The 24413-nt window shown below is 45.8% G+C and carries 17 protein-coding genes, 2 pseudogenes and 1 riboswitch; of the genes and pseudogenes, 8 read left to right on the top strand and 11 right to left on the bottom strand.

Features of this window, described 5'->3' with window-relative positions; genetic code table 11:
* Positions 1–4 precede the first annotated feature (4 nt).
* Positions 5–1168 carry an ABC transporter substrate-binding protein gene (locus DWX84_RS03675; protein WP_008772223.1) on the bottom strand — a complete coding sequence of 388 codons (1164 nt, stop codon included), beginning with the start codon at positions 1166–1168 and terminating at the stop codon, positions 5–7.
* Positions 1169–1230: 62 nt separating this feature from the next.
* A riboswitch (cobalamin riboswitch) is annotated at positions 1231–1430 on the bottom strand.
* Positions 1431–1496: 66 nt separating this feature from the next.
* Between DWX84_RS03675 and DWX84_RS03680 the strand changes: the two genes are divergently transcribed.
* The gene (locus DWX84_RS03680) at positions 1497–2201 is read left to right on the top strand and encodes a precorrin-2 C(20)-methyltransferase (protein WP_044546061.1); all 705 of its coding nucleotides are present in this window, start codon (positions 1497–1499) and stop codon (positions 2199–2201) included.
* A gap of 48 nt (positions 2202–2249) precedes the next feature.
* Here the strand turns inward: DWX84_RS03680 and DWX84_RS03685 are convergent, their stop codons facing one another.
* The gene (locus DWX84_RS03685; protein WP_048927265.1) at positions 2250–2762 is read right to left on the bottom strand and encodes a hypothetical protein; all 513 of its coding nucleotides are present in this window, start codon (positions 2760–2762) and stop codon (positions 2250–2252) included.
* Between the two features lie 393 nt (positions 2763–3155).
* Between DWX84_RS03685 and DWX84_RS03690 the strand changes: the two genes are divergently transcribed.
* The gene (locus DWX84_RS03690; RefSeq protein WP_048927264.1) at positions 3156–4823 is read left to right on the top strand and encodes a formate--tetrahydrofolate ligase; all 1668 of its coding nucleotides are present in this window, start codon (positions 3156–3158) and stop codon (positions 4821–4823) included.
* A gap of 98 nt (positions 4824–4921) precedes the next feature.
* On the opposite strand, the gene proS is transcribed toward DWX84_RS03690, so the two are convergent.
* Positions 4922–6403, bottom strand: a complete 1482-nt coding sequence (gene proS, locus DWX84_RS03695) for a proline--tRNA ligase (protein WP_005862574.1) — start codon at positions 6401–6403, stop codon at positions 4922–4924.
* A gap of 108 nt (positions 6404–6511) precedes the next feature.
* Between proS and DWX84_RS03700 the strand changes: the two genes are divergently transcribed.
* Positions 6512–7615 (top strand): Gfo/Idh/MocA family protein, encoded by a 1104-nt coding sequence (locus tag DWX84_RS03700; protein WP_048927263.1) that lies wholly within the window; start codon positions 6512–6514, stop codon positions 7613–7615.
* 4 nt (positions 7616–7619) lie between these two features.
* Here DWX84_RS03700 and DWX84_RS03705 read toward each other — a convergent pair whose 3' ends face one another.
* The 3 genes and pseudogenes from DWX84_RS03705 to DWX84_RS03715 form a co-directional block, all read right to left on the bottom strand.
* Positions 7620–9359, bottom strand: coding sequence for a thiamine pyrophosphate-dependent enzyme (locus DWX84_RS03705; protein ID WP_048927262.1), 1740 nt, complete (start codon positions 9357–9359; stop codon positions 7620–7622).
* A gap of 72 nt (positions 9360–9431) precedes the next feature.
* Positions 9432–9578, bottom strand: a pseudogene (locus DWX84_RS03710) (cytochrome-c peroxidase); the annotation flags it as partial.
* A 139-nt stretch (positions 9579–9717) separates the two neighbouring features.
* Positions 9718–10122 (bottom strand): HsmA family protein, encoded by a 405-nt coding sequence (locus tag DWX84_RS03715; RefSeq protein WP_048927261.1) that lies wholly within the window; start codon positions 10120–10122, stop codon positions 9718–9720.
* Positions 10123–10236: 114 nt separating this feature from the next.
* Here DWX84_RS03715 and DWX84_RS03720 point away from each other — a divergent pair, with 114 nt between their 5' ends.
* Both DWX84_RS03720 and DWX84_RS03725 read left to right on the top strand, forming a co-directional pair.
* Complete coding sequence (locus DWX84_RS03720) at positions 10237–11394, top strand: MFS transporter (RefSeq protein WP_048927260.1); 1158 nt, start codon at positions 10237–10239, stop codon at positions 11392–11394.
* Positions 11395–11406: 12 nt separating this feature from the next.
* Entirely contained in the window at positions 11407–14517 is a 3111-nt protein-coding gene (locus DWX84_RS03725) for a glycoside hydrolase family 2 TIM barrel-domain containing protein (protein ID WP_048927259.1), read from the top strand.
* 90 nt (positions 14518–14607) lie between these two features.
* Here DWX84_RS03725 and DWX84_RS03730 read toward each other — a convergent pair whose 3' ends face one another.
* From DWX84_RS03730 to DWX84_RS03740, 3 genes are read right to left on the bottom strand one after another with little or no spacing between them, the layout of a single operon-like run.
* A complete protein-coding gene (locus DWX84_RS03730; protein WP_005862585.1) occupies positions 14608–15774 on the bottom strand; it encodes a MalY/PatB family protein in 1167 nt (388 codons plus the stop codon).
* Positions 15775–15779: 5 nt separating this feature from the next.
* On the bottom strand, positions 15780–16646 hold the full coding sequence (locus DWX84_RS03735; RefSeq protein ID WP_005862587.1) for a DUF3737 family protein: 867 nt from the start codon (positions 16644–16646) through the stop codon (positions 15780–15782).
* Positions 16647–16654: 8 nt separating this feature from the next.
* Positions 16655–17728, bottom strand: coding sequence for an alpha/beta hydrolase (locus tag DWX84_RS03740; protein ID WP_048927258.1), 1074 nt, complete (start codon positions 17726–17728; stop codon positions 16655–16657).
* Positions 17729–17960: 232 nt separating this feature from the next.
* Here DWX84_RS03740 and DWX84_RS03745 point away from each other — a divergent pair.
* Together DWX84_RS03745 and DWX84_RS03750 are read left to right on the top strand one after the other, a co-directional pair.
* Positions 17961–18878: pseudogene (locus tag DWX84_RS03745) on the top strand (helix-turn-helix domain-containing protein).
* Positions 18879–18893: 15 nt separating this feature from the next.
* A complete protein-coding gene (locus DWX84_RS03750) occupies positions 18894–19781 on the top strand; it encodes an AraC family transcriptional regulator (protein WP_048927257.1) in 888 nt (295 codons plus the stop codon).
* A gap of 43 nt (positions 19782–19824) precedes the next feature.
* Here DWX84_RS03750 and DWX84_RS03755 read toward each other — a convergent pair whose 3' ends face one another.
* Both DWX84_RS03755 and DWX84_RS03760 read right to left on the bottom strand, forming a co-directional pair.
* Positions 19825–22341, bottom strand: coding sequence for a glutaminase domain-containing protein (locus DWX84_RS03755; protein WP_048927256.1), 2517 nt, complete (start codon positions 22339–22341; stop codon positions 19825–19827).
* A 4-nt stretch (positions 22342–22345) separates the two neighbouring features.
* Positions 22346–23029, bottom strand: coding sequence for an SGNH/GDSL hydrolase family protein (locus DWX84_RS03760; RefSeq protein ID WP_048927255.1), 684 nt, complete (start codon positions 23027–23029; stop codon positions 22346–22348).
* Positions 23030–23161: 132 nt separating this feature from the next.
* On the opposite strand from DWX84_RS03760, the gene DWX84_RS03765 reads away from it, so the two are divergent.
* The gene (locus DWX84_RS03765) at positions 23162–24346 is read left to right on the top strand and encodes a dicarboxylate/amino acid:cation symporter (RefSeq protein ID WP_122297243.1); all 1185 of its coding nucleotides are present in this window, start codon (positions 23162–23164) and stop codon (positions 24344–24346) included.
* Positions 24347–24413: the final 67 nt, after the last annotated feature.

A 24413-nucleotide genomic window follows, 5' to 3' on the forward strand; every position in this document is an offset into this window, starting at 1 on the left:
TTCCTTATTTAAGTCGAGAATAATAGACCGGCTCATGATCCGGTAATAAATCCGGATGAAAGATATGAAGCAAATCCGCTAGGACGATCTCCGGTTCTGTCGGCATACTCTCATAAAACGGCGTGTTCTTCATATTACAATAGATAATCCCTTTCTCCCGGAACGCACGGAAATCCGCATAACGAGGATCTTGCTCTTTCAATGCCTCATAGCTAAACGTTCCCGGGAAACTATTCACGATACGCCAGAAATCAGCATCGTCCGCTTGGTTATAGACCGTCTCGAAGTCTAATGTAACACCACCGGATCGCTCATCGTCTTTCAAGAAATAATCAGCGCCGGCATCCTTGAAAAGCTGTGCCAAGAAACTCTTTCCTCCTACGGCATACCAGTTTCCACCCCGTAACTCGCCACTAAAAACGATCGGACATTTTTTAACCTTGCCATCCGCCGTAAGTTCCTTTAATTCATTATACCTCTTCTCAATGGCGGCAAAACGCTCATTGCCCTCTTTCTCTACCCCTAACAACAAGCCTATGAACTTGATCCATTCAGCTTGTCCCAATGGCGTAGTCTCCTTATAACCCAAATGGGGAATCAAGGGGATACCCACGTCTTTCAGCGTCTCATAGCCTCCCCGCTTGAATGGCGATACAAGGATCAAATCAGGATTCATACTCATGATAACCTCGTTATCGAAATTTCCCTCTATACCGATCTTTGCGGTTTTACCTTCTTTCAGGCGTTCGTTCATCTCTTTATTGAACAAATGCCGTGTACTGGTAATCCCAACGACCTTATCCAAGGCACCCAATTTAATAAAATTCGATAATTGCAGGGAAGTCATACAGATAACGCTTCGGATAGGAAGCTCTATCATCGTATAATCAACGGGAATCCCCGTGGGTTTCGAACCTCTTTTTACGAACGCATAATGAAACGTGGTGCTTTCCTCGTTTTGAGGATCTTGAATATCAGCCAAGACATATTGATCCGCATAGGTAAGCTTGAATCCTTGGGCGTATAAAGGCTTAACCTGCTCTTGCGAGAATGCGGATTGCTCTACGGAAGCCGTCTTCCCTATTTCTCCTTTTTCACGGATACCTGAAGTACATGATAAAGTCAATACCGATAAAAGCAAGCATCCACCCGCTATAAACTTATTCATAATCCTTGTTTAATTGACAGTTGATCATTGACAGTTACTCTCGTCCTGCTCCACGGGACAGCAACATTTATTTATGAACCGGCAGGTCTTCTGACTTACTTCCATTCTGGACGCCTTCCCGATTACGAAACCAGTGGCCAAGGTATTGTCCGAATGTTTAGAAGTTCACAGCAGCGTGGTCTGTCCGGGATTCTCACCCGGTTCCCTTTTAATCCGCCTCCCGGAAAAAGAGATAAGCGGAGCCTATTACAGCGACAAAAGTAGTAAGAATATTTGTATACATCCGCAATTTTAAGGACTTTTGCGTTTCAAATAAAAACAGATACACATGAATCATCCTATTCACTTCGTCTCATTAGGTCCCGGTGATCCGGAATTAATTACGCTGAAAGGGCTTAAAACATTACAAAAGGCTGATATTATCTATTGTCCTGCTACACAAGGCAAGCATGGAATCATATCTCGGGCGACGGATATATTGAAAGCTATTGAGGTAGACGAATCCTTGATCCATCCGTTTATTTTGCCAATGAGTAAGGAACGGACAGATGCGTTAAACGCTTATAACGAATTGTTTCTGGATGCCCAAGCTGAATATTTGAAAGGAAAACAAATCGTGATCGTCGCCGAGGGAGACGCTGGTTTTTATTCATCTATACAATATGTATACGATAAATTCGAGGAAGCAGGAATCCCGGTCGATCGAATCGCAGGAATTCCGGCATTTATAGCGGCAGGTGCCTTGGCCGGGATACATATCGTAAAACAAGAGGAGCAAATTAACGTAATCCCCGGGACTGCGTCGTTCGATGAACTTTCGGCAAAAATAGAAAATGGAATGATCATCGTCATCATGAAATTACCGGGTTGCCAAGAGGCTATTCATACTTGTATCCGGCAGTATGCGGATAAGGCGGTTTTTCATTATTTCGAGAATGTTGGAACAGGAAAAGAATATTATACTACTGATATCACCACTATACATTCCAAGGATTTCCCCTATTTCTCCCTACTGATTATCCAACCTCGCTAAAAGAAGAAGGCTGCCCGGAGAGTAACCAAACCCGGACAGCCCATCTTATTACGCTACATGCAATATATGCTTAAGCTGATCGATATGGAAACGAAGTGTATCCATATAAGGTTTCACTGAATTATGATACATGATCGCTTTTGCGTGCATATCTTCCAACTCGCTTACTTTACGGTTCGCCTCACGCATTTTACAAGCGTTGTAGCGAATACCCGATACATGTCCTTTGATATCCTCGATCGCTTGGTTTCCCCGGTTGAAGATAGACTCTGCTTCTTCCGGAGCGTATACCGTATAGGCTTGGGCAACGTCATCCAGTAATGCCTGTTGATAAGAGCCGGCTATCGGGAGCAATTGATGGATCGCATGATGACATAAAGAATGAACCTCGTTTTGAAGCTTCTTCAATTCTACTTCCCACTTTGATTCACATACTTCATCCAATTGTTTGACTTCCGCTACGACACGGCCGCTAAACAATTCCACTACCATCTTTTCCCATGCTTCTGCTACCCACGATTTAGTAGCAAATGTAACCTGACTAAATCTTACTGTTGACATAACCTTAAATTTACATATTATATTGCTAATGTTATTAATCTCTTATCTGTTTCAATTTATCACACTCAAATCATTTTATCTTTCTTTTTATCGTTGCGACACCACAAAATTAATCAAATTATCATAGATGGATAATTTTAAAGACTATTTTATAATTCTTTAAGAGTGCGACAAGCAAAACGTATGATTTTTGCAAAGTTCACTTTACAAAAAGTTTAATTTCAAGCCTAACAGCTATCACAAAAAGCAAGATCATCGCCATCTTCGCACAAAAATATCAAAATAACACAATCTTATTATTCCATAAAGGGGGAAAACCTTGTTCCGTATCATTTTGTTATTATAATAAATTAGATTTACTTTGTTCAAACTATATAAACTTACATAAAGCACATGAAATCGGACATTGAGATAGCAAGAGAAACAGACTTGCGTAAAATTAAGGAAGTTGCGACAACGTTAGGTATCCCTCGTGAGGAAGTACAAAATTATGGCAGGTATATTGCCAAGGTTCCTATCCATTTGATCGATAAAAAGCAAATGGACCAGCATAATTTAATTTTAGTGACCGCTATCACTCCCACTAAAGCGGGAATCGGAAAGACTACGGTTTCGATCGGTCTGGCTTTAGGTCTGAATAAAATAGGGAAGAAAGCGGTGGTCGCTTTACGTGAGCCGTCTCTTGGCCCGTGTTTCGGCATGAAAGGTGGTGCTGCCGGAGGTGGATATGCCCAAGTGCTTCCTATGGAAAACATCAACTTGCATTTTACAGGGGATTTTCATGCGGTTACTTCCGCCCACAATATGATTACCGCTTTATTGGATAACTATATTTATCAGACTCGCAACACCTGCGAGGGGTTAAAGGAGATCAAATGGAAACGGGTTCTTGACGTAAACGACCGTAGCTTACGTAACATCGTATCGGGTCTAGGCGGCTCGGCGAACGGTGTCCCTACCGAGACCGGATTTGACATCACTCCCGCTTCAGAGATCATGGCGATCCTTTGCTTGGCTACGGATATAGAGGATTTGAAACGACGTGTCGGAAATATTTTATTGGGTTATACAAACGAAGATAAGCCTTTCACGGTAAATGATCTTGGCATAGCCGGAGCTATTACCGTATTGCTAAAAGACGCATTACTGCCGAACCTAGTACAAACAACGGAGAATACTCCCGCATTTGTACATGGAGGTCCTTTCGCTAATATCGCCCATGGATGTAATTCCATATTGGCCACCCAAATGGCTCTTACTTATGGAGATTATGTGATTACGGAGGCTGGTTTCGGCGCTGATCTGGGCGCAGAGAAATTCTTTAATATCAAATGTAGAAAAGCGGGGCTTTCACCGAAACTGACAGTCATCGTAGCGACTGCCCAGAGCTTAAAACTTCATGGTGGCGTTCCTGAAAAAGAAATCAAGGAACCGAATATCGAAGGATTAAAGAACGGATTCACTAACTTAGATAAACACATTGAGAATATGAAGAGCTTCGGACAGCAAGTAATCGTGACTTTCAACCGTTTCGCTACCGATACGGACGAGGAGATCGCTTTAGTGGCTGAGCATTGCAAGGAAAAAGGGGTTGGATTCGCCATGAATAACGTTTTCTCTGAAGGAGGTGAAGGGGGTACGGAACTTGCCCGCTTAGTGGTTGATACGATCGAAAATCATCCTTCCGCTCCTTTACAATATACATATGATCTGAATGATCCGATCCGTACGAAGGTACAAAAAGTGGCCCAGAAGATATACGGAGCCTCTTCGATTGTTTATACGACTTTGGCCGATAAAAAATTGCGTCAGATCGAAAGCTTGGGTATTTCCCATTATCCGATCTGTATCGCCAAGACTCAATATTCATTCTCTTCCGATCCGAAAGCTTATGGGGTCGCCAAGGATTTCGAACTAAAAGTACGAGATGTAATCATCAATAACGGAGCCGAGATGATCGTTGTCGTCATGGGCGAGATCATGCGTATGCCGGGGCTCCCTAAAGAGCCGCAAGCCCGAAAGATCGATATCGTGGATGGCATGATTGAGGGATTGAGTTAATAGACAGTAAAACAATTTAAATAAAAAAAGGTACGCCTCACACATTCAGTAAGGCGTACCTTTTTTATAACCACTCTCGCCCCGAAACCGGGGGGCGATCAATAAGCTCTGGCGAACAGTACCCGGCAAGCCGACGGTTTACCTGTCACCATACACTTACCCGGAGTCTTATCACCAGCTAAAGGAATACAGCGGATCGTAGCTTTCGTCTCGTTCTTGATCAATTCTTCTGTTTCCGGGGTTCCATCCCAGTGGGCCATGATGAAGACGCCATCCTCGATCTTCTCCTTAAATTCCTCATACGTATCTACGTTTATGATGTTAGCCTCACGGTGATCGTACGCTTTCTTGAAGATATTCGCTTGGATTTCCTCCAACAGATTCTTCACGTATTCCTCAATGCCATCACACGTGATCGTCTCCTTCTCCAAAGTATCACGGCGCATTACTTCGATCGTATTATTCTCCAAATCACGACCACCCATAGCCAAACGCACGGGAACACCTTTTAACTCGTACTCAGCGAACTTCCAGCCCGGCTTCTTGTTATCAGCGTCATCATATTTCACGGAAATGCCTAACGCTTTCAATTTAGCCACGATACCAGCGACCTTCTCGCTGATCTGCGTCAATTGCTCAGCGCTACGGTAGATCGGTACGATCACAACCTGTATCGGAGCCAAATGTGGAGGCAATACCAAACCGTTATCATCAGAGTGAGACATAATCAACGCTCCGATCAAACGTGTGGAAACACCCCAAGAAGTAGCCCAAGCATAGTCGCTCTTACCGTTCTTGTCGATGAAAGTAACGTCGAAAGCCTTACCGAAGTTCTGCCCCAAGAAATGGGAAGTTCCCGCCTGCAAAGCTTTTCCATCCTGCATCATCGCCTCGATCGTATAGGTATCCAAAGCACCGGCGAAACGCTCGCTCTCAGACTTCACGCCCTTTATTACCGGCATTGCCATATAATTCTCTGCGAAGTTCGCATAAACGTCTTGCATCTTCTTAGCTTCTATCTCCGCTTCTTCACGAGTAGCGTGAGCGGTATGGCCTTCCTGCCACAAGAACTCAGCCGTACGAAGGAACAAGCGAGTACGCATCTCCCAGCGCATCACGTTCGCCCATTGGTTGCACAAGATAGGCAGGTCACGGTAAGACTGAATCCAGTTACGGTATGTATTCCATATAATGGTCTCCGAAGTCGGGCGAATGATCAATTCCTCTTCCAGTTTAGCTGCCGGATCTACGACAACCCCCGTACCGTCATGATTTGTCTTCAAACGATAGTGAGTAACCACGGCGCACTCCTTGGCGAACCCTTCTACGTGCTCAGCTTCTTTGCTTAAGAAAGACTTCGGGATCAGCAAGGGGAAATAAGCGTTCACATGACCGGTTTCCTTGAACATATCGTCTAGGATACGTTGCATCTTCTCCCAGATAGCGTATCCGTAAGGCTTGATCACCATACAACCACGCACGGCGGAATTCTCCGCCAAATCTGCCTTAATTACCAAATCTTGGTACCACTGCGAATAGTTTACACTTCTCGGTGTAAGTTCTTTCAGCTCTTTTGCCATTTCTTTATATTTCTAAATTATACTGTTTTCCTTAATCTGAATAAGTAATGGGTTGCAAAGGTAAGAAATAATCGTATATCTTTGTAAAAACTATATATAGATAATATCATGAATATACACAAGATCACACGTTACTTACTTATGTTATGTACATTTACGTTCTTAACTCTCACGGCGAAAGGGCAAGATGGAGAGCCTTTGCGACTGGCCGTGGCAGGGGTATCCCACGGACATCTATGGGAGGTGATAAGCCGTTTGGATAGAGGCGATTTCAAGATTGTAGGAGTCGCCGAGAAAGATGATTACTTACGGGAACATAACGGTCTGCGGGATAAGCTGGATCCTAACCTATTCTATGCGGACCTTGGCGAGATGCTGGATAAGACCCATCCGGAGGCGGTCATCGTATACGAGCCGATCCACGACCATCTTCGTGTGGTAGAGGCTTGCGCACCGAGAGGCATACATGTTATGGTAGAAAAGCCATTGGCCGTCAATAACGAACATGCTACCCGAATGGCATCGCTCGCCCGTGAGAAAAATATCTTGTTGCTTACCAACTACGAGACTACGTGGTATAATACTAACCATGAGGCATTCCGCCTTATCGACAGCGGTGCTATCGGGAAGATCGATCGTATCAACGTATACGACGGGCATCAAGGTCCCTTCGAGATCAACTGCGGAAAAGAGTTCACGGACTGGTTAACTGACCCCGTGCTGAATGGCGGCGGGGCGGTTATCGATTTTGGATGTTACGGAGCCAACTTAGCCACCCGTCTCATGAAAGATGAAAAGCCTCTTAGCGTATACGCCGTACTACGGCAGAATAAACCGAATCTTTATCCCAAGGTAGACGATGACGCGACTATTATCGTGGAATATCCTTCCGCGACCGTCCAGATCATGGGATCATGGTGTTGGCCGATGGGTAGAAAAGATATGCATATCTATGGCGACAAAGGATATATCTACCAAGATACACCTAAGGAAATGCGAATTTATACCAACGGAAAGGAGCGCCAAGAAATAGCACCTTCCTTGAACGCTCCTTATAATGATTCCTTTTATTTCTTGAAAGCCGCTGTCCGTAAAGAGATTGACGTACCTCCCACGGACCTTTCCTCGTTGGAGAATAACCTAATGGTAGTGCGGATATTGGACGCTGCCATTCAAAGCGCAAAATCTAAAGCGGTTATCCAGCTCTTTTGAGAGTTTAAAACACCTCTTTCCAATGTTTTAGATTCGTATCGATGGTATCCAAGACCTCCTTGCTTCGCCCCTCCATCATTAACTTATACATGGTTTGGGCAAAACCAAGCATTTGGGAGAACTCAATCTTGGGAGGCATCGCTAATGCGTTCGGATCGGTCATGATGTTAACCAAGGCCGGTCCGTCAGCGTTAAACACTTTCTGCAAGGTGGGGAATACATCGTCGGGGTTGATCACGTTGTAGCCCGCCATTCCCATTGAAAGGGCTACCCGGGCGAAATCCGGGTTCAACATCGTGGTCTGCCAATCCGGCAGTCCAGCCACCTCCATCTCAAGTTTTACCATTCCTAGGGAACGGTTATTAAACACGATTAATTTAATCGGCAAATGGTATTGCACGATCGTAGCAAGGTCGCCCAACAACATTGAGATACCTCCATCACCACACAACGCAACGACTTGCCTACCGGGGTAAGCCAATGCCGCCCCTATCGCTTGCGGCATGGCGTTCGCCATCGAGCCATGATTGAATGATCCCAACATCTTCCGCATACCCGTAGCTTGCAAATAGCGGGCACCCCATACACAAGTCATACCCGTATCCACGGTAAATATGGCGTCGTCCGAGCTAAGCTCGTCTACGACCGAGATCACGTACTCTGGCTGTATCTTCTCTTCTTTCCCCCGGACAGCGGCGGCAGAACGGAGATTTTCCCGAACTTTCTCATATTTAGCCAACTGTTCCCGCAAGAAACTATCATCTTCTTTCTGGTGAATCAACGGAATCAACTCATCCAAAGTATCCTTCACATCGCCACAAAGCCCCATTTGTATCTTGGCACGACGCCCCAGACGATTCGGATTGATATCCACCTGTACGATCGTGTTGCTCTCTGGCATGAATGCCTCGTATGGAAAATCGGTTCCCAACAACACCAACACCTCTGCCTCGTGCATACTATAATAGCCGGAAGGCATGCCCAATAGACCGGTCATCCCCACCTCGTTCGGATTATCGTATTGGATCTCCATCTTACCCTTGAAAGAATAGGCTACCGGAGCATTCAGTAATTTAGCCAACTGCACCAATTCCGGATGGGCATCTTTCGCCCCTATTCCACAATAAAGTGTCACTTTCTTTGCGTTATTCAACAAATCCGCTAATTCCCGGATTTCCTGTTCGGCGGGACAAACCCGTTGTCGCGTAGGAAAAGAAATGGTAGAGGACAAACCCGCTGTAGCATTCTCTGCCGCCAAGTCACCTGGAAGTCCGATCACCCCGACCCCACGTGATGAGATCGCCGCTTGCATAGCGCCTTGAAGCATCCGGGGAAATTGTTCCGGCGTAGTGGCTACTTGGTTATAATAGCTACAATCATCGAATAATTTGATCGTATTTGTCTCTTGGAAATATTCCGTACCAAACTCCCGGGAAGGGATCGTGGAAGCGATCGCCAAGACCCGTGCTCCGGATCGTTGGGCATCATACAGCCCATTAATTAAATGTACATGCCCGGGGCCACTACTACCTGCGCAACAAGCCAACTCGCCTGTCAACTGGGCCTCCGCCGCAGCGGCATAAGCCCCCGTTTCCTCATGACGGACATGAATCCACCGCAATCTGCCGTTTTTCCGAACAGCCTCGTTCACCTCATTCAGGCTATCGCCTGTCACGGCGTATATACGTCGTACGCCTGCTTTTTCCAGCGTATCCACTAACTGGTCCGCAACTTTCTTCGCCATAGTTTAAACTCTTCTTTTTATTTTATAAGAAAACTATCAAGGGCTGGAGAAAGTTTTTGGAAAGGCTGATTTTTATTTGATGCAATCCGTCAATGTTCGTAAAAAAGCGACAATCGCAGTCTCCTCTTCCTGAGATAAAGCTAAGTTCCCCAGTTCATCCTTATTTACGGTCTCGGGATATTCCGCCGGGGGGAAATCCTCTACATCCCTTACATTATGAAGCTAAATAGACACTTCACGACCCCTTCCGAGGTGATACGGGCGTATTTATCGGCAAAACCTTTTTCCGGGATATGGCATATAGTAAACATATCACCAAATGTACGATTTATTTCTCAAGATATATGAGCGATGGCCTCTATTTATGGAGAGACATCCCCATGTAGATACCGATGCAATAAGGAATTAACCAGATGAACCACACAACAATGCTAAATCTGTTGAAATGCTGCTTGGCTTTTAACGAACCTTTAAAGTAAGTCCAAATCGCCCAGATCGCATGGATTAGCATCAAGCAAATAGCGATAATTCCCGTTACGGTATGCGCCGTATCATGCAGATGGGTCAGCTGGGCGATATGCTCCATCAAGCCCGTTCCAATAGCGTCCGCATAAAGTCCTAATACAAAAAACCAAAGATGCCACGCTTTTAACTGTCCTTGGAAACGCTCGCCCCAGACCCCGATCGTATAGCATATCAAGGCGGATGATATCACACAAATGGCCGTAATCAGTAAATGAATATCAAGTTGATTGAATACCATATTTTTCCTTTTTCAAAAAGAACAGAAGCTTCCTAAAAAAGTTCAGGCTATTGGCAAAGAATTCATACATTCGCGTGTCTAAATAAAAACGACAGGGCAATCCCGTTGAAAAATATGAAACAAAATATACTCGCTCTCTATCTGATCAAGTTATCCAAATGGTTCTCGCTCGTAATGCCTATCATTGTCCTTTTCTATGAGGATCATGGGTTAGGATTGCAAGACGTATTTATTTTGAAGAGTGTCTACTCGGTCGCCGCTGTCGCTTTGGAGATTCCCTCGGGCTACCTAGCGGACGTATGGGGACGTAAGAAATGCTTGATTCTAGGTTGTATACTGTTCTTTGGTGGGTACCTATGTTATTCTTTCACCTCCACTTTCACGGCATTTCTCTTTGCCGAGATCCTGTTGGGAACCGGGCAAACCTTGGTAAACGGAGCGGATTCGGCGCTGCTCTACGATACAACCGTACGATATAAAAAAGAAGAACTTTACTTGCGGTACGAGGGACGTATCACGATGATCGGTAATTTCGCCGAGGCCATCGCCGGGATATTCGGTGGATTGCTGGCCGCTTATTCCTTGCGATTGCCGTTTTACGCCCAAGCGTTTGTCGCCTTTATCGGCATTCCGGCAGCGTTCGCCTTGCAGGAATTCAATACTAAGAGTAAGGTGCAGAACCCGGTTTCCGAGATTCTCCGCATTTTGAAATATTCCTTGGTTACGAACCGTAGGCTATGCTATAACATCATGTTCTCCGGTATCATCGGAGCCGCTACATTAACGATGGCATGGTTCGTGCAGCCCGTATTGATGAAGTTGGAAACCCCGACCTCCTATTACGGTGTCATTTGGACCGTGCTCAATCTGACGGTGGGATTGTCCGCCCTCTATTCTGATCAGGTAGAGCGGTATTTCGGGATGCGTAAATCAAACACGTTTATACTACTTATAATCGTAGGTGGATATATATCGCTCGCTTATAACCTTACTTATTGGGGATTAGCGATCTTGTTCATTTTCTATATAGTCCGGGGCTTCGCCACACCGATTTTGAAAGGTTACATTAATCAAATGACCTTCTCGGAGATGCGGGCTACGGTCTTGTCGATCCGTAACTTTGTGATCCGCTTGATATTCGCTGCCATCGCCCCATTTATAGGTTGGCTAAATGATTTCTATTCTTTACGTGTCGCCCTGTTAGTTTCCGCCGGAATTATTGCCATACCCGGAATTTTATTCTTAGTTTTGCAATTCCGTAAAGCAGATTAAAAATATAATAGCATGAAAAGACAACTTATGACCGGACTGTTTGCCGCTTTGGCTTTCACAGCGGTAGCCCAGTCGAATGAGTGGCGAGACCCCGAGGTCAACGCCGTAAACCGTGCCCCGATGCACGCCAATTTCTTCGCCTACGAGACCGCCGAGGTGGCAGCGAAGGACGCCAAGGAACAATCCCAGAACTTCATGACCTTGAACGGTCCTTGGAAATTCTTTTGGGTAAAGAACGCTGACGCTCGTCCTACCGATTTCTGGCGGACCGATTACAACGACAAAGGATGGAACAATATGCCTGTGCCCGGTGTATGGGAACTGAACGGATATGGAGATCCTCTCTACGTAAACGTTGGTTACGCTTGGCGTGAGCAATTCAAGAACAACCCGCCCGAGGTCCCTACCGTTAATAACCATGTGGGTTCCTACCGTCGTGAGATCATGGTTCCTGCCAGCTGGAACGGAAAAGAGATCATCGCCCATTTCGGCTCCGTTACCTCCAATATGTATTTGTGGGTAAACGGGAAGTACGTAGGCTATAGCGAAGATAGCAAGCTGGAAGCGGAGTTTAACTTAACTCCTTACTTGAAACCCGGACAAAAAAACCTGATCGCTTTCCAAGTATTCCGCTGGTGTGATGGCACTTATCTGGAAGACCAAGATTTCTTCCGTTACAGCGGTGTCGGACGTGATTGTTATTTATACGCCCGTAACCCAAAGCAACAGATCGCCGATATACGTGTGACTCCGGATCTGGACGCTCAATACCAAAATGGCTCGTTGGCTGTCAACCTGACCATGAAGGGTAAAGGTACGGTAGAGCTTGAACTATTGGATGCCCAGAATAAAGCTGTCGCTACCCAATCCTTGAACGCTTCCGGAAAGGTCAGCACGACGATAGAAGTCTCCTCTCCCCACAAATGGACTGCGGAGACTCCTTATCTATATACTTTACGGGCTACTTTAAAAGAGGGAGGCAAAACAATCGAAGTAATCCCTGTAAAAGTAGGTTTCCGTAAGATCGAATTAAAGAACGCCCAGATACTCGTGAATGGGCAACCGGTTCTTTTCAAGGGTGCCGACCGTCACGAGATGGATCCCGATGGCGGTTATGTCGTTTCACGTGAACGCATGATACAGGACATACAGATCATGAAGAAATTCAACTTGAACGCCGTTCGTACCTGCCACTACCCGGATGATAACTTCTGGTACGATCTTTGCGATAAATACGGTATCTATGTCGTAGCCGAGGCCAATGTAGAGTCTCACGGAATGGGATACGGCGAGGAAACGTTAGCCAAGAACCCATCTTATAAGAAAGCGCATCTGGAACGTAACCAACGTAACGTCCAACGTGGTTTCAACCATCCGAGTATAATCTTCTGGTCCTTGGGTAACGAGGCGGGATACGGTCCTAACTTCGAGGCCGCTTACGATTGGATCAAAAACGAGGATCCCAGCCGTGCCGTACAATACGAGCAGGCCGGAAAGACCGGAAAGACAGATATCTTCTGCCCGATGTATTACAACTACGAGGATTGCGCTAAATACTGCGAGGACAACTCCATGCAAAAGCCTTTGATACAATGTGAGTACGCCCATGCCATGGGTAACTCTCAAGGTGGTTTCAAGGAATATTGGGATTTGATCCGTAAATACCCGAAATATCAAGGAGGCTTCATCTGGGACTTCGTGGATCAATCCGTACGCTGGACCGGCAAGAACGGGAAAATGATCTATGCTTATGGCGGCGATTTCAATAAGTTCGACGCTAGCGATAATAACTTCTGCGATAACGGCTTGATCAGCCCGGATCGTGTTCCGAACCCGCATATGTACGAGGTGGGGTATTATTACCAAGATATCTGGACAACCCCCGGCGATCTGTCGAAAGGTGAGATCAAGGTGTACAACGAGAATTTCTTCCGTGACCTTTCCGCTTATTATCTGGAATGGGAAATGCTGAAAGGTGGCAAGGTTGTTCGTAGCGGACGTGTCGATGACCTGAAAGTAGCTCCCCAGCAAACATCAACAATCCGATTGGATCTAGGCGAGACTTGCCAATGCACGGAATGGTTGCTGAATGTATCTTATAAACTGAAGAACCGTGAGGGTTTATTACCCGCCGGACATACCGTAGCCAAGGATCAGCTGACGTTGAATCCATACAAGGCTCCATCTATGGAATTGAAAAACGTGGAGACAACCAATATCGAAACCAAGGCTCCAGTCGTACAAGATAGCGATGCGAATTACCTGATCGTGGAAGGTTGTGGTTTCCGTACCGAGTTCAATCGAGAGAATGGTTATCTGATCAAATACGAGGTAAACGGCCAAGACATGATCAAGGAAGGAGAGGCTTTGACTCCTAACTTCTGGCGCGCGCCGACAGACAATGATTTCGGAGCTGGCCTACAGAAAAAGTACGCCGCATGGAAGAATCCGGAGATGAAGCTGACTTCTCTTAACCAACGGATGGAGAACAAGCAAGTGATCGTAGAGGCCGCTTACGATATGCCGACCGTATCCGCCAAGTTGAACTTGACGTACGTGATCAATAACAAGGGTGCGATCAAGGTTACCCAGAAAATGACAGCAGACAAGAATGCCAAGGTATCCCCCATGTTCCGCTTCGGTATGCAAATGCCGATGCCGAGATCATTCGAGAATATCGAATACTACGGCCGTGGTCCCGTGGAGAATTATATCGACCGCAAGGGTAACGCCGACTTGGCTATTTACCGCCAGACCGTAGATGAGCAATTCTATTCGTATATCCGTCCGCAAGAGAATGGAACGAAATCGGATATCCGCTGGTGGAAAATGCTGAACGAGGCTGGCAACGGTATCGAGGTTGTAGCCTCTGCCCCATTCTCCGCTTCCGCTTTACATTATACGATCGAGTCTTTGGATGACGGTGCCCGGAAGGATCAAAGACACTCTCCCGAAGTAGAGGAAGCTGACTTGACAAACCTTTGTCTCGATAAGGTGCAGATGGGATTGGGCTGTGTAAATAGCTGGGGAACTATCGCACTCCCGGAATATCAAATTCCTTACGGCGACTATGAGTTCACGTTCATTCTTACTCCGGTAAAACATAGCATCGAGATCGAGTAAAACGAATCTTTTATCTAGCGAGAGATATATGAAAGAAGGGGAAAGCAATTGTTGTTTTCCCCTTCTCTCGTTTTCTATCATCACTATTCTTTAACAGCCACTACCTACAAAATTCCTAAACCGTTCCAGTCCCTTTATCAGCGAGGAACGTGGACAAGCGATATTCCAACGCATGAAACCTTCGCCTTCTGCTCCATACATCGTTCCGGCATTGAGCCATAGCTTCGCTTTCTCGATCAGCAAGTGCTCCAATTCTTCCGATGATTTACCTAACTTACGGCAATCCATCCATACGAGATAAGTGCCTTCCAACAAGGTTATCGGGAAGTCCGGCAGATATTTCCCGCAAAAATCTTTCATGTATAAGTAATTCTGCCATAAATAATCGATCAGTTGCGACAGCCATTCCTCTCCCTCATTATAGGCCGCTATGGTAGCTATTACACCAAAAGGATTCACATCGCATACCTCGTTGATATTGATTGCCCGGTCTATCTTCCGACGTAGGTTCTCATCGGAACACACGATATTGGCGATCTGTAATCCAGCTATATTGAAAGCCTTGCTAGGTGACAGGCATGTCACGGAATGCCGTAGGAATTCTTCCGAGATAGATGCGAACGGCGTAAAAGTATATTCCGGAAATACGAGTTCGCAATGTATATCATCCGATACGACTGTTAAACCATTACGGATACATATCTCGCCGATATGACTTAATTCCTCACGTGTCCATACCCTTCCAGCGGGATTATGAGGATTACACAACAACATGACCTTTACCCTCGGATCAGCGGCTTTTCTCTCCAAATCCTCATAATCAATCGTGAATGTATCATGGGCATAAGACAAAGGGTTGCGGATAATCTCACATCCGTTATTGCGGATGGATGAGAAAAAACAGTTATAAACCGGAGTCTGCACCAGTACTTTATCACCCGGCTCGGTCAACACTTTGATAACGGCGGAAATAGCCGGAACAACACCGGAGGTATAAATCATCCATTCTTTCCGTATTTGCCATCCATGCCGACGTTCAAACCAACCTGTCACCGCTTCGTAATATGCATCCGGCACTTGGGTATAACCGAAAATACCATGTTCTACACGTTGCCGTAAAGCTTCGATAATAACGGGTGCCGTACGGAAATCCATATCGGCCACCCACATCGGTAGTACATCCGTGCCCACGGCACTATCCCATTTATAAGAGTTCGTACCGGTACGAGGCACTATTTCATCGAAGTTATATCTCATATTCTTTATGCGGAAAAGCAAGTACGTTCATTCCATAGCCTCAGTTGGCAATTACCCGGAGCCTTGATGTTCTCGTCGAGGATTACCTCACCATAACTTTCGGCGGTGATACTTCCCGTACGGGGATTCTTCACGCTACGGATCGAGCTGTTGATAGTCGCCTGCACGGAACTGTATTCAAAGGCTAGATCGCAATCATCTGCCATCGTACAGTTCTCCATCATAAGATCGTGGGCGTAACAAAGCGGCTGCGTACCCGAGATCTTGCAATTTACCAAACGCAGGTTCTTCGAGTGCCACCCCAAGTACTCGCCGTTAATCTCGGAATCGTATACGGTAACATTCTCCGTATTCCAGAAAGCGTCTTTCGAATTGATGACCGCATTACGGATTTCCACGTTCTTACAATACTGGAACGAGTAGTTTCCATTTTGAGCGTAGTTCCGGATTTTAATGTTCTCGCCGTGCATAAATAAATAATCAGCATGATCTATTTGCACATTTATCAATTCCACGTTCCGGCAATGCCAAAGGGTTTCTTGAGCATTGGGTAGTTGTACGTTTTCCAGTCTGATACCGTCCATCTCCCGAAACATCTTTGGGGCTTCCACCCGTGTATCCGTCATCACTAGATTTTGGGAGTACCATAACGCGGCACGTCCACCTTCGGTAAACAGGCTATTCTTGATGGTGAAGCCATCCACGTGCCAAAACGGATATTTACCCTCAAAACGACAGCCTACGGCTATGATATTGCTACACTCTTTCAATGCCGACTCCCCGGCATGAATAACGACATTGTCTAATTGTAAATCGTGAGAGGCGAACAAAGGGCGCTCACCACTAAATTCCATATTCTTTATCTGTTGCATAATGGATCTTATTTGAAGTTTTCTACAAAGAACCGTTCAATCTTATCGAAGGGAATGACATTCATCTGATCGTACAAATCCACATGATTCGCTCCGGGTATAATTAGCAATTCCTTGTTATCACCTTTCAGTTTCTTGAAAGCATCCTCGCTGAAGTAACGTGAATGCGCTTTCTCGCCATGAATAATCAATACGGCGCTACGAATCTCGTCACTATACGAGAGTATAGGCATATTGATGAAAGATAAAGCCGAGGTCTTGTTCCATCCGCCATTCGAGTTGAGCGAACGCTTGTGGTAACCACGCTTCGTCTTGTAATAAGCGTAGTAGTCTTTCAAGAATTGGGGCGCATCGTCGGGTAACGTATCGGGTAAGCCTCCCGCAAGGGCATATGAGTCGTACTTTGCGTCAGCGGTACGCTGTTCATTGAGTTGCTTGCGCAATTCATAACGTGCGTCGGTATCCATCGCATCAAAATAGCCATTAGCGTTCACACGGCTCATATCGTACATCGTAGAGGTAACGGTCGCTTTGATACGAGTATCGATAGCCGCCGCATTAAGAGCCATGCCTCCCCATCCGCAGATACCGAGGATACCGATATGTTCCGCATCCACATCATCACGTGTCGAAAGGAAATCGACGGCCGCACAGAAATCTTCCGTATTGATGTCGGGAGAAGCTACATAACGAGGCTCTCCGCCACTCTCGCCTGTATATGACGGATCGAAAGCGATCGTCAGAAATCCACGTTCCGCCAATTCCTGCGCATATAAACCCGAGGATTGTTCCTTCACGGCACCGAACGGACCGCTAATAGCGATAGCAGGCAATTTTCCATCCGCATGCTTGGGTTTGTACATATCGGCGGCAAGCGTAATGCCATAGCGATTACGAAAAGTAACTTTACTATGGCTCACCTTGTCACTCTGTGGGAATACTTTATCCCACTCCTTAGTTAGATTCAAATTCTTGTCCATTGTATGACCGGTATTAAATTGATTGTCTGTAGCGAACAGATTTCCCGTAGCGCAAAAGCATATGGCTATTGCCGTACATAATTCTCTTAATGACTTCTTCATGTCGTTCCTTGTTTATTTTTACGATGGCAAAGATAGAAGCTCAAATAGCATCCCTTTGTAGATAAATTACGGATGTCATGACCTCAATTACAGGTTTTGCGGAATCAGCCAGAAAACCTGTAAATACACATAATCCGTAACAATGGTTATATAATCCGTAATTAGGGTTATAACTATATATGAATTATCCTCTATTTTCGCATACAAAATTATTGATTAAATACGTACGGCTATGGATAAGATACTTAACTTAGATAGTGTAGACCTATATAACAAACTATATGGCCTCGAAACCCTAAATCCGCTTGTCAGTGTCATAGATTTGAATAAAGCGACGAGTAGTGTAGATCTCATCCGCTTCAATTACGGCATCTATGCGCTGTATCTAAAACTAGAGAAAGCCTGCGATATCAAATACGGACGCCAGACATACGATTACCAAGAAGGCACGATCGTTTGCTTCGCCCCCGGGCAAACAGCGGAAACAAACCCGACCACCGATAAAGTCCAAGTAAACGCACATGGTATTCTTTTTCATCCCGATTTACTGCGTGGAACGTCACTCGGAAAGAGTATCAAGAAATATACGTTCTTTTCTTACGAGGTAAACGAGGCGTTACACCTCTCGGAAGAAGAAAGATCTATCGTGATGGATTGCCTGAAGATTATCCGTATGGAACTGGAGCATGGCGTGGATAAACATAGTAAAACCTTACTTGTAAACCATATCGAACTGCTACTTAATTATTGTATGCGTTTTTATGAAAGGCAGTTCATCACCCGAGGCAAGACAAACCGGGATGTGCTGACACGTTTCGAAAATCTATTGGATGAGTATTTCGAAAGTGCACTCGCCGAACAGGACGGATTGCCTACGGTGAAATACTTTGCCGACAAGCTTTGTCTCTCATCGAACTATTTCGGTGACATGTTCAAGAAGGAAACCGGCAAATCACCGCAGGAATACATCCAAGAGAAAGTAATCGAGCTAGCCAAAGAACGTATCTCCGACACGGCGGACACAGTCAGCCAAATCGCATAATCCCTCGGTTTCCAATATCCGCAGCACTTCTGTCGGCTATTCAAGAAACGGGTAGGATACACGCCAAGTGAATACCGTGCGCAGATCGGTCTATCAACGAATCTATAGAAGGTGTTCAAGAAGATGTTAGATATTAAGACCGTATATGAATGTAACCGGTGCTTGGGATGCAAGACGCTGCACCCACAAGTAAGCCTCATCAATCTAGAGAGCCCGAACCTAGAGCAAGAGGCCGTAAAGTTCGAGTTCTATGCGATTCTCTTGATAGAAGACTGCCCGGACGGTTGTTATTGTTGCGGACGTAAGTATTACGATTATTCCAACGCTACGATGGTATTCCTTACTCCCGGTGAGATTTTCCGTATGAGCGAGAATAATACGTTACCCGACAAAGGGTACCTTTTAGCGTTCCATCCCGACCTATTGTTCCGCACGTCATTGGACAACCATATTAAGAACTATACCTTCTTCGCTTATAATAAGGAAGAGGCGCTACATCTCTCCCAACGTGAGACAGCCAAAGTTACGTGTTGTCTGGAAAACATCGAGGATGAGCTTCACCATGCCATCGATACACACAGTGGTACCATTCTATCCCGCCACATTGAATTATTATTGGATTATTGTACACGCTATTATGAGCGACAGTTCATTACCCGGGAGAATAAGAACAAGGCTATCTTGGAGAAATTGGAAAGGCTCCTCGACGAGTATATCATTTCCGGCAAATTAGAGAACGGCCAGCTACCCACCATCGAATATTGTACGGCAGAACTGAATCTTTCTGTCGCTTACTTCAACGACCTGTTAAGATTCGAGACCGGCAAAACGCTGGAGGAATATTTTCAGTTCAAACGGTTGAGTGTGGCTAAGACAATGCTACTGAAAAACGGTAATACTCCCGCTCTGGTAGCACGGCAACTAGGTTATCCGAACGTACAGTATTTCAGCCTTATATTTAAGAAGATCACAGGCATCGCCCCCAGTGAATATCCATATGCGCAAAACTAAGAAACGGAAGGAGGCCATCCCCCTTCTGTTTCTTAGAATAACATTATTTTCCTAGCTTCTTTTCCAGCATCTTCATAAAATATCCCCCGACAACCGAACGGGCTTGAAAACCTCGTTGCGTACCATCAGAAGTAAAATGCCAATCGCTTAGAGGAACACGTGAAGTCGTCTCGTTGGCATAGTTCCAGACCGGAATCATCAACGTATTAAAATCCTCCATCGATCCGGTCAAACAAGCGGACCATAAAATCCAGTCGGACTTCGTATAATCCTTCCGGTTATCCAACGGCAAACCGTATTTATTTTGCTTTGTCTTGTAATAAGCCATTTCCATAGCGGCAACCTCTTTTGGGAAGATATTCAAGCCCAGCAAGCGATCCCATACCAAGTTGTATTTCTGGCTCCAAGTACCCGGCTTATCGAAAGTCAAGCGGTAATGATCGCCATCATCTGCCATTTTTACCCACTTAGCGGCCATCTCACGGGCGGCTTCCGTATATTGCCTAGCGATATCCGTCTTGCCTAACATCTCCGCCAATTTCCCGTAGCCGGCAACTCCCATAATTGCCTTGATGGACAAATTCGTGTTATGGGCGAAATGCCCGGCGAAATCATCCGTACAAAGTTGGTTCTTCGGATCAAGGCCTTCCTTCAACAAGTAATTCGCCCATGTAGTCAAAACCTCCCAATGTTGGGCGGCATAATCGGCATTACCATCCACTACCGCTATGGCAGTCGCTAGCACAAGCATATTACCACTTTCTTCCACGGGCATATCGCCACCGTAGGTCTGACCGTTCGCAACCGGATATGTACCCACGTCGTGAGCCGGGAAAGGTTTCTTCCACAGTCCGCTCTCGCTATAATAGAAAATAGGGTTCATCATTCCTTTCAACAAATCCGTATTGTACACTAAGAATAAAGGAGCGGAAGGATACGTTATATCCACCGTTCCGATAGAACCGTTGCTGAAATTTTCTTTAGAGAGGAATAAGAGAGTCCCTTCTTTATCAGTCACCAATTTATGGGCGGCGATCGCCTGCCGGTATGCGATAGCGCATAACTCGGCGTACTTCTTCCCTCCTACGGCGCTCGTCTCGCTCATCAAAGAAGAATCAAAGGAATCGCAACGTCTCATCAGATCCTCGTAAGCAGCCTCCCCTTTCTCGAACGCCTGATGAATATCCACCTTTCCGTCGTGCTTCCAATAAGGCATCCGGTTGTCTTGGAAATACTGGATCGAATATAAATCATCGTAACCGATCATCAAATGTCCGGAGACGGTTTCCTTGGAGACCTTGCCGATCGGGTCCGTATAAGCGAGGACTGTCATTTGCTCACGCATATCCGAAGAGATACTTTGCGATCCAGCCGGTAAATTACCAGTAGTCATGAAAGCTTTCTTCGTAGCATAATACTCGTCGATCGTTGCGGAGACTCCCGGTTTCTTTGGGATAGCCAAATAGAAATATCCCCAGTCAATCCGTACATCATCCCCGGTTTTCGCCAGAACCTCTTGATCGATTGTTCCTGTCTTTAGGTAAATTAAATCAGGGGTTTCCGTTTTCTCAAAAGTCACCTCTTGATCGATCGTATTCACGGCCCATTGCGGCGTGGCTTCCATATATAATTGCACGTCGTGATCTTTACCGTCGATGGAGCGGACTTGATAGGTTATATAATTAAACGGAGAAGTCATAGCTTCCAGATCATTCAGCAAGAAGGGAGCCGTGAAAATCAAGTCCAGACTTACACCACCGCACTCAAAGGTGTAGAATGTTTGCGTAGGCATCACGTTCACGGATTTCTGGATCGCTTTCTCATCGAACGTATCTCCTCGTTTCACCTTCCGCATGATTCCCATATCCACATAAGCGCCTCCCCCATTGTTCCGGCAATGAGCGGCCAATACGTTACCCGTAGGTTTCAAGCTCTCCACCACCGCTTCCGGTATCTCTTTCAGCAAATCATAGTCCAGACCGTTCCCTGCCACGGCGATTTGCTTTCCATTTAGATACACCTCGATATTATCATCGTGCGAATATTGGAGGTAAAGAGCATCCTTGCGCACATCCGAGGGCCAGTCAAACGTACGACGTACCCAGATATCGCCTGCGGACCAATGCGTGGAACGATTCGGATTATCTTCCGTTCCGAAAGCGGCTTTTCCCCGCTTCCAACCTTTCGGATCATAAGCCTCGGCGAACCAATCACCGGCAGGCTGAGACATCGTATAATCGGCCTCCCATAGGCCATCCGAGGCCGTACCGATCACCGAGGTCACCTGTATATCGTCCATTCCCATGAAACGGTATGACTTACCATCTACTCGTATACCGCCTAGAAGCGGATAATCACGGCCGGTCCAATGCCGTACCGACTCATCATTCAATTGATCGGCAAACGACCATGCGCTTGTATAGGGATCGATCGTGACCAAAGGAACGGCCGGAGCACGTAAAGAGTTCTCTGCCGCCGCCGTATATACCTCGGAAACTTCCACTTGCGTACAACAAGATAAAGCCGTACAACAAGATAAAGCCAATAAATAGTTTCTCATCTGCTTACTTTACGGTTTTATGAATGGCCTCCAGCACGATCTTCTCCATGATCTTATAGCCTTCCAAGGTCGGATGCACACCATCTTTCGACAGGTTAGCGGGCAATCCGTTTCGCTCATCTTTCATGGCGGAATGATAATCCACGTACGTCAAGCCATTCTTATCCGCATACTCCTTGATCCACTTATTGAGCTGGATAACCTTATCGGCCGGCTTCATACCCGGTCTCCAAGGAAAATCGTATGCCGGCATCACGGAACAAAAAATCACCTTTATATTATTTACTTTCGCCAATTCCGCCATGGAGACCAAGTTACCATACACGTTCTCTAAAGCGATCACGCCGTTATTGTGGGCGATATCATTGATACCCGCCATGATTACCACTGCTTTCGGTTTCAAATTAATAACGTCTTGGCGAAAACGAACTAACATTTCCGAGGTTGTCTGTCCGCTGATCCCACGGTCTACGAAATTATTCTGGATAAAGAAGGTCGAATCCGCCGGCCACCATCCGTCTGTAATGGAGTTCCCCATAAATACCACGTTCGAAGGAACTTTCACGGTCTTGTTAGCCTCCGCGTAACGACCAAACTGAGCCCAATCCCCTTTCTCGGTCTGGGCAAATAACGTAGTGGTAGCCAATAAACAGCCCGCTACCAGTAAAGCTTGTCTCATGTTTTTCATATTACTTGATTATAAAATACAAACCAACGATCTTGTTTTCATCAAACAAAAGTAATCAAAATTGTCCACTCACCCATTCACACAAGAAAATATCTTATATTTGCTGTCATTGAAAAATAAAAACATCCGAATATGCTGAAAAAGATTCTTTCCAACACGATCGTACGGTTGATACTGGCCGTCTTGATCGGACTTCTGGTTGGGCTTGTCGTAAACGAGCCTGTGTTAAAAGCGGTCATGATCATAAAACAAATTACGGGACAGATTATTTTCTTCTTGGTTCCGTTGATCATTCTAGGATTCGTGGCACCATCCATCGCCCGCTTAAAAAGCAACGCATCCAAAGTCTTATTATTCGCTTTTAGTATCGCATACCTGTCATCGGTTGGCGCCGCTACCTTTGGCGCCGTTGTGGGTTACGAGTTAATACCGCATTTGCATATTCAAACCGCCTCGGAAGGTCTAAAAGACATCCCTCCCATGTTGTTTAATCTAGAGATTCCGCCAGTGATGAGCGTTATGTCGGCATTGGTATTGGCCGTGATGCTGGGACTTTCTACCGCATGGGTTAAATCCGAGGAGATGGAGAGGTTGCTGGAAGTATTCCAGAACATGGTACTTAAATTGGTAGAACGGGTCTTGATGCCGGTCCTGCCGCTTTTCATCGCAGCGAATTTCTGCGTTCTTAGTTATGAGGGGGCGATTACGAAGCAGTTGCCTATCTTTTTATCCGTCCTGTTGATTGTCATCATTTGCCATTACATCTGGTTGACCTTACTGTATGTAGTCGCATCGATTTACTCCCGGAAAAATAGCTGGGGCGTATTGAAATACTACGGACCCGCTTATTTGACAGCCTTAGGCACCATGTCGTCCGCCGCCACCTTGGGCACGGCCTTGACCTGCGCCAAGAAAAGCAAGATTTTGCGAGAGGAAGTAATCGACGTGACTGTCCCCCTGTTCGCGAACATCCATCTATGCGGCTCTATCTTGACGGAAGTGTTTTTCGTATTGACCGTCTCACAAATATTATATGGAAGTATGCCGGACTTCACGACGATGCTCGTATTTATCATCTTGCTTGGTTTCTTCGCAATCGGCGCTCCCGGCGTACCGGGCGGTACGGTGCTCGCCTCATTGGGCTTGATCATCGCTATTCTAGGTTTCGACGAGGCAGGAACGGCATTATTGCTTACGATATTCGCTTTGCAAGACAGCTTCGGTACGGCTTGCAACGTGACGGGAGATGGTGCCCTTACCTTAATCACGGATACGTTCGATCAAGGGCAAACGGAAAAGGCTTCCACGGCTTTATAAGAACAAACTTCCATGGTGTCTTTTTGTAGATATGGTTGATTCTTTAAGAGTCAACCATATCTACAAA

It is taken from the genome of Parabacteroides sp. AF21-43, from assembly GCF_003635435.1.
Classification (GTDB): domain Bacteria; phylum Bacteroidota; class Bacteroidia; order Bacteroidales; family Tannerellaceae; genus Parabacteroides; species Parabacteroides distasonis.

Excerpts from the sequence above, each read along its gene's own strand:
- DWX84_RS03715 (WP_048927261.1), bottom strand. The coding sequence starts at position 10,122 with ATGGTATTCAATCAACTTGATATTCATTTACTGATTACGGCCATTTGT.
- proS (WP_005862574.1), bottom strand. The coding sequence starts at position 6,403 with ATGGCAAAAGAGCTGAAAGAACTTACACCGAGAAGTGTAAACTATTCG.
- DWX84_RS03700 (WP_048927263.1), top strand. The coding sequence starts at position 6,512 with ATGAATATACACAAGATCACACGTTACTTACTTATGTTATGTACATTT.
- DWX84_RS03755 (WP_048927256.1), bottom strand. The coding sequence starts at position 22,341 with ATGAGAAACTATTTATTGGCTTTATCTTGTTGTACGGCTTTATCTTGT.
- DWX84_RS03685 (WP_048927265.1), bottom strand. The coding sequence starts at position 2,762 with ATGTCAACAGTAAGATTTAGTCAGGTTACATTTGCTACTAAATCGTGG.
- DWX84_RS03730 (WP_005862585.1), bottom strand. The coding sequence starts at position 15,774 with ATGAGATATAACTTCGATGAAATAGTGCCTCGTACCGGTACGAACTCT.
- DWX84_RS03690 (WP_048927264.1), top strand. The coding sequence starts at position 3,156 with ATGAAATCGGACATTGAGATAGCAAGAGAAACAGACTTGCGTAAAATT.
- DWX84_RS03740 (WP_048927258.1), bottom strand. The coding sequence starts at position 17,728 with ATGAAGAAGTCATTAAGAGAATTATGTACGGCAATAGCCATATGCTTT.
- DWX84_RS03765 (WP_122297243.1), top strand. The coding sequence starts at position 23,162 with ATGCTGAAAAAGATTCTTTCCAACACGATCGTACGGTTGATACTGGCC.
- DWX84_RS03705 (WP_048927262.1), bottom strand. The coding sequence starts at position 9,359 with ATGGCGAAGAAAGTTGCGGACCAGTTAGTGGATACGCTGGAAAAAGCA.
- DWX84_RS03735 (WP_005862587.1), bottom strand. The coding sequence starts at position 16,646 with ATGCAACAGATAAAGAATATGGAATTTAGTGGTGAGCGCCCTTTGTTC.
- DWX84_RS03750 (WP_048927257.1), top strand. The coding sequence starts at position 18,894 with ATGTTAGATATTAAGACCGTATATGAATGTAACCGGTGCTTGGGATGC.
- DWX84_RS03720 (WP_048927260.1), top strand. The coding sequence starts at position 10,237 with ATGAAACAAAATATACTCGCTCTCTATCTGATCAAGTTATCCAAATGG.
- DWX84_RS03725 (WP_048927259.1), top strand. The coding sequence starts at position 11,407 with ATGAAAAGACAACTTATGACCGGACTGTTTGCCGCTTTGGCTTTCACA.
- DWX84_RS03675 (WP_008772223.1), bottom strand. The coding sequence starts at position 1,168 with ATGAATAAGTTTATAGCGGGTGGATGCTTGCTTTTATCGGTATTGACT.
- DWX84_RS03760 (WP_048927255.1), bottom strand. The coding sequence starts at position 23,029 with ATGAAAAACATGAGACAAGCTTTACTGGTAGCGGGCTGTTTATTGGCT.
- DWX84_RS03680 (WP_044546061.1), top strand. The coding sequence starts at position 1,497 with ATGAATCATCCTATTCACTTCGTCTCATTAGGTCCCGGTGATCCGGAA.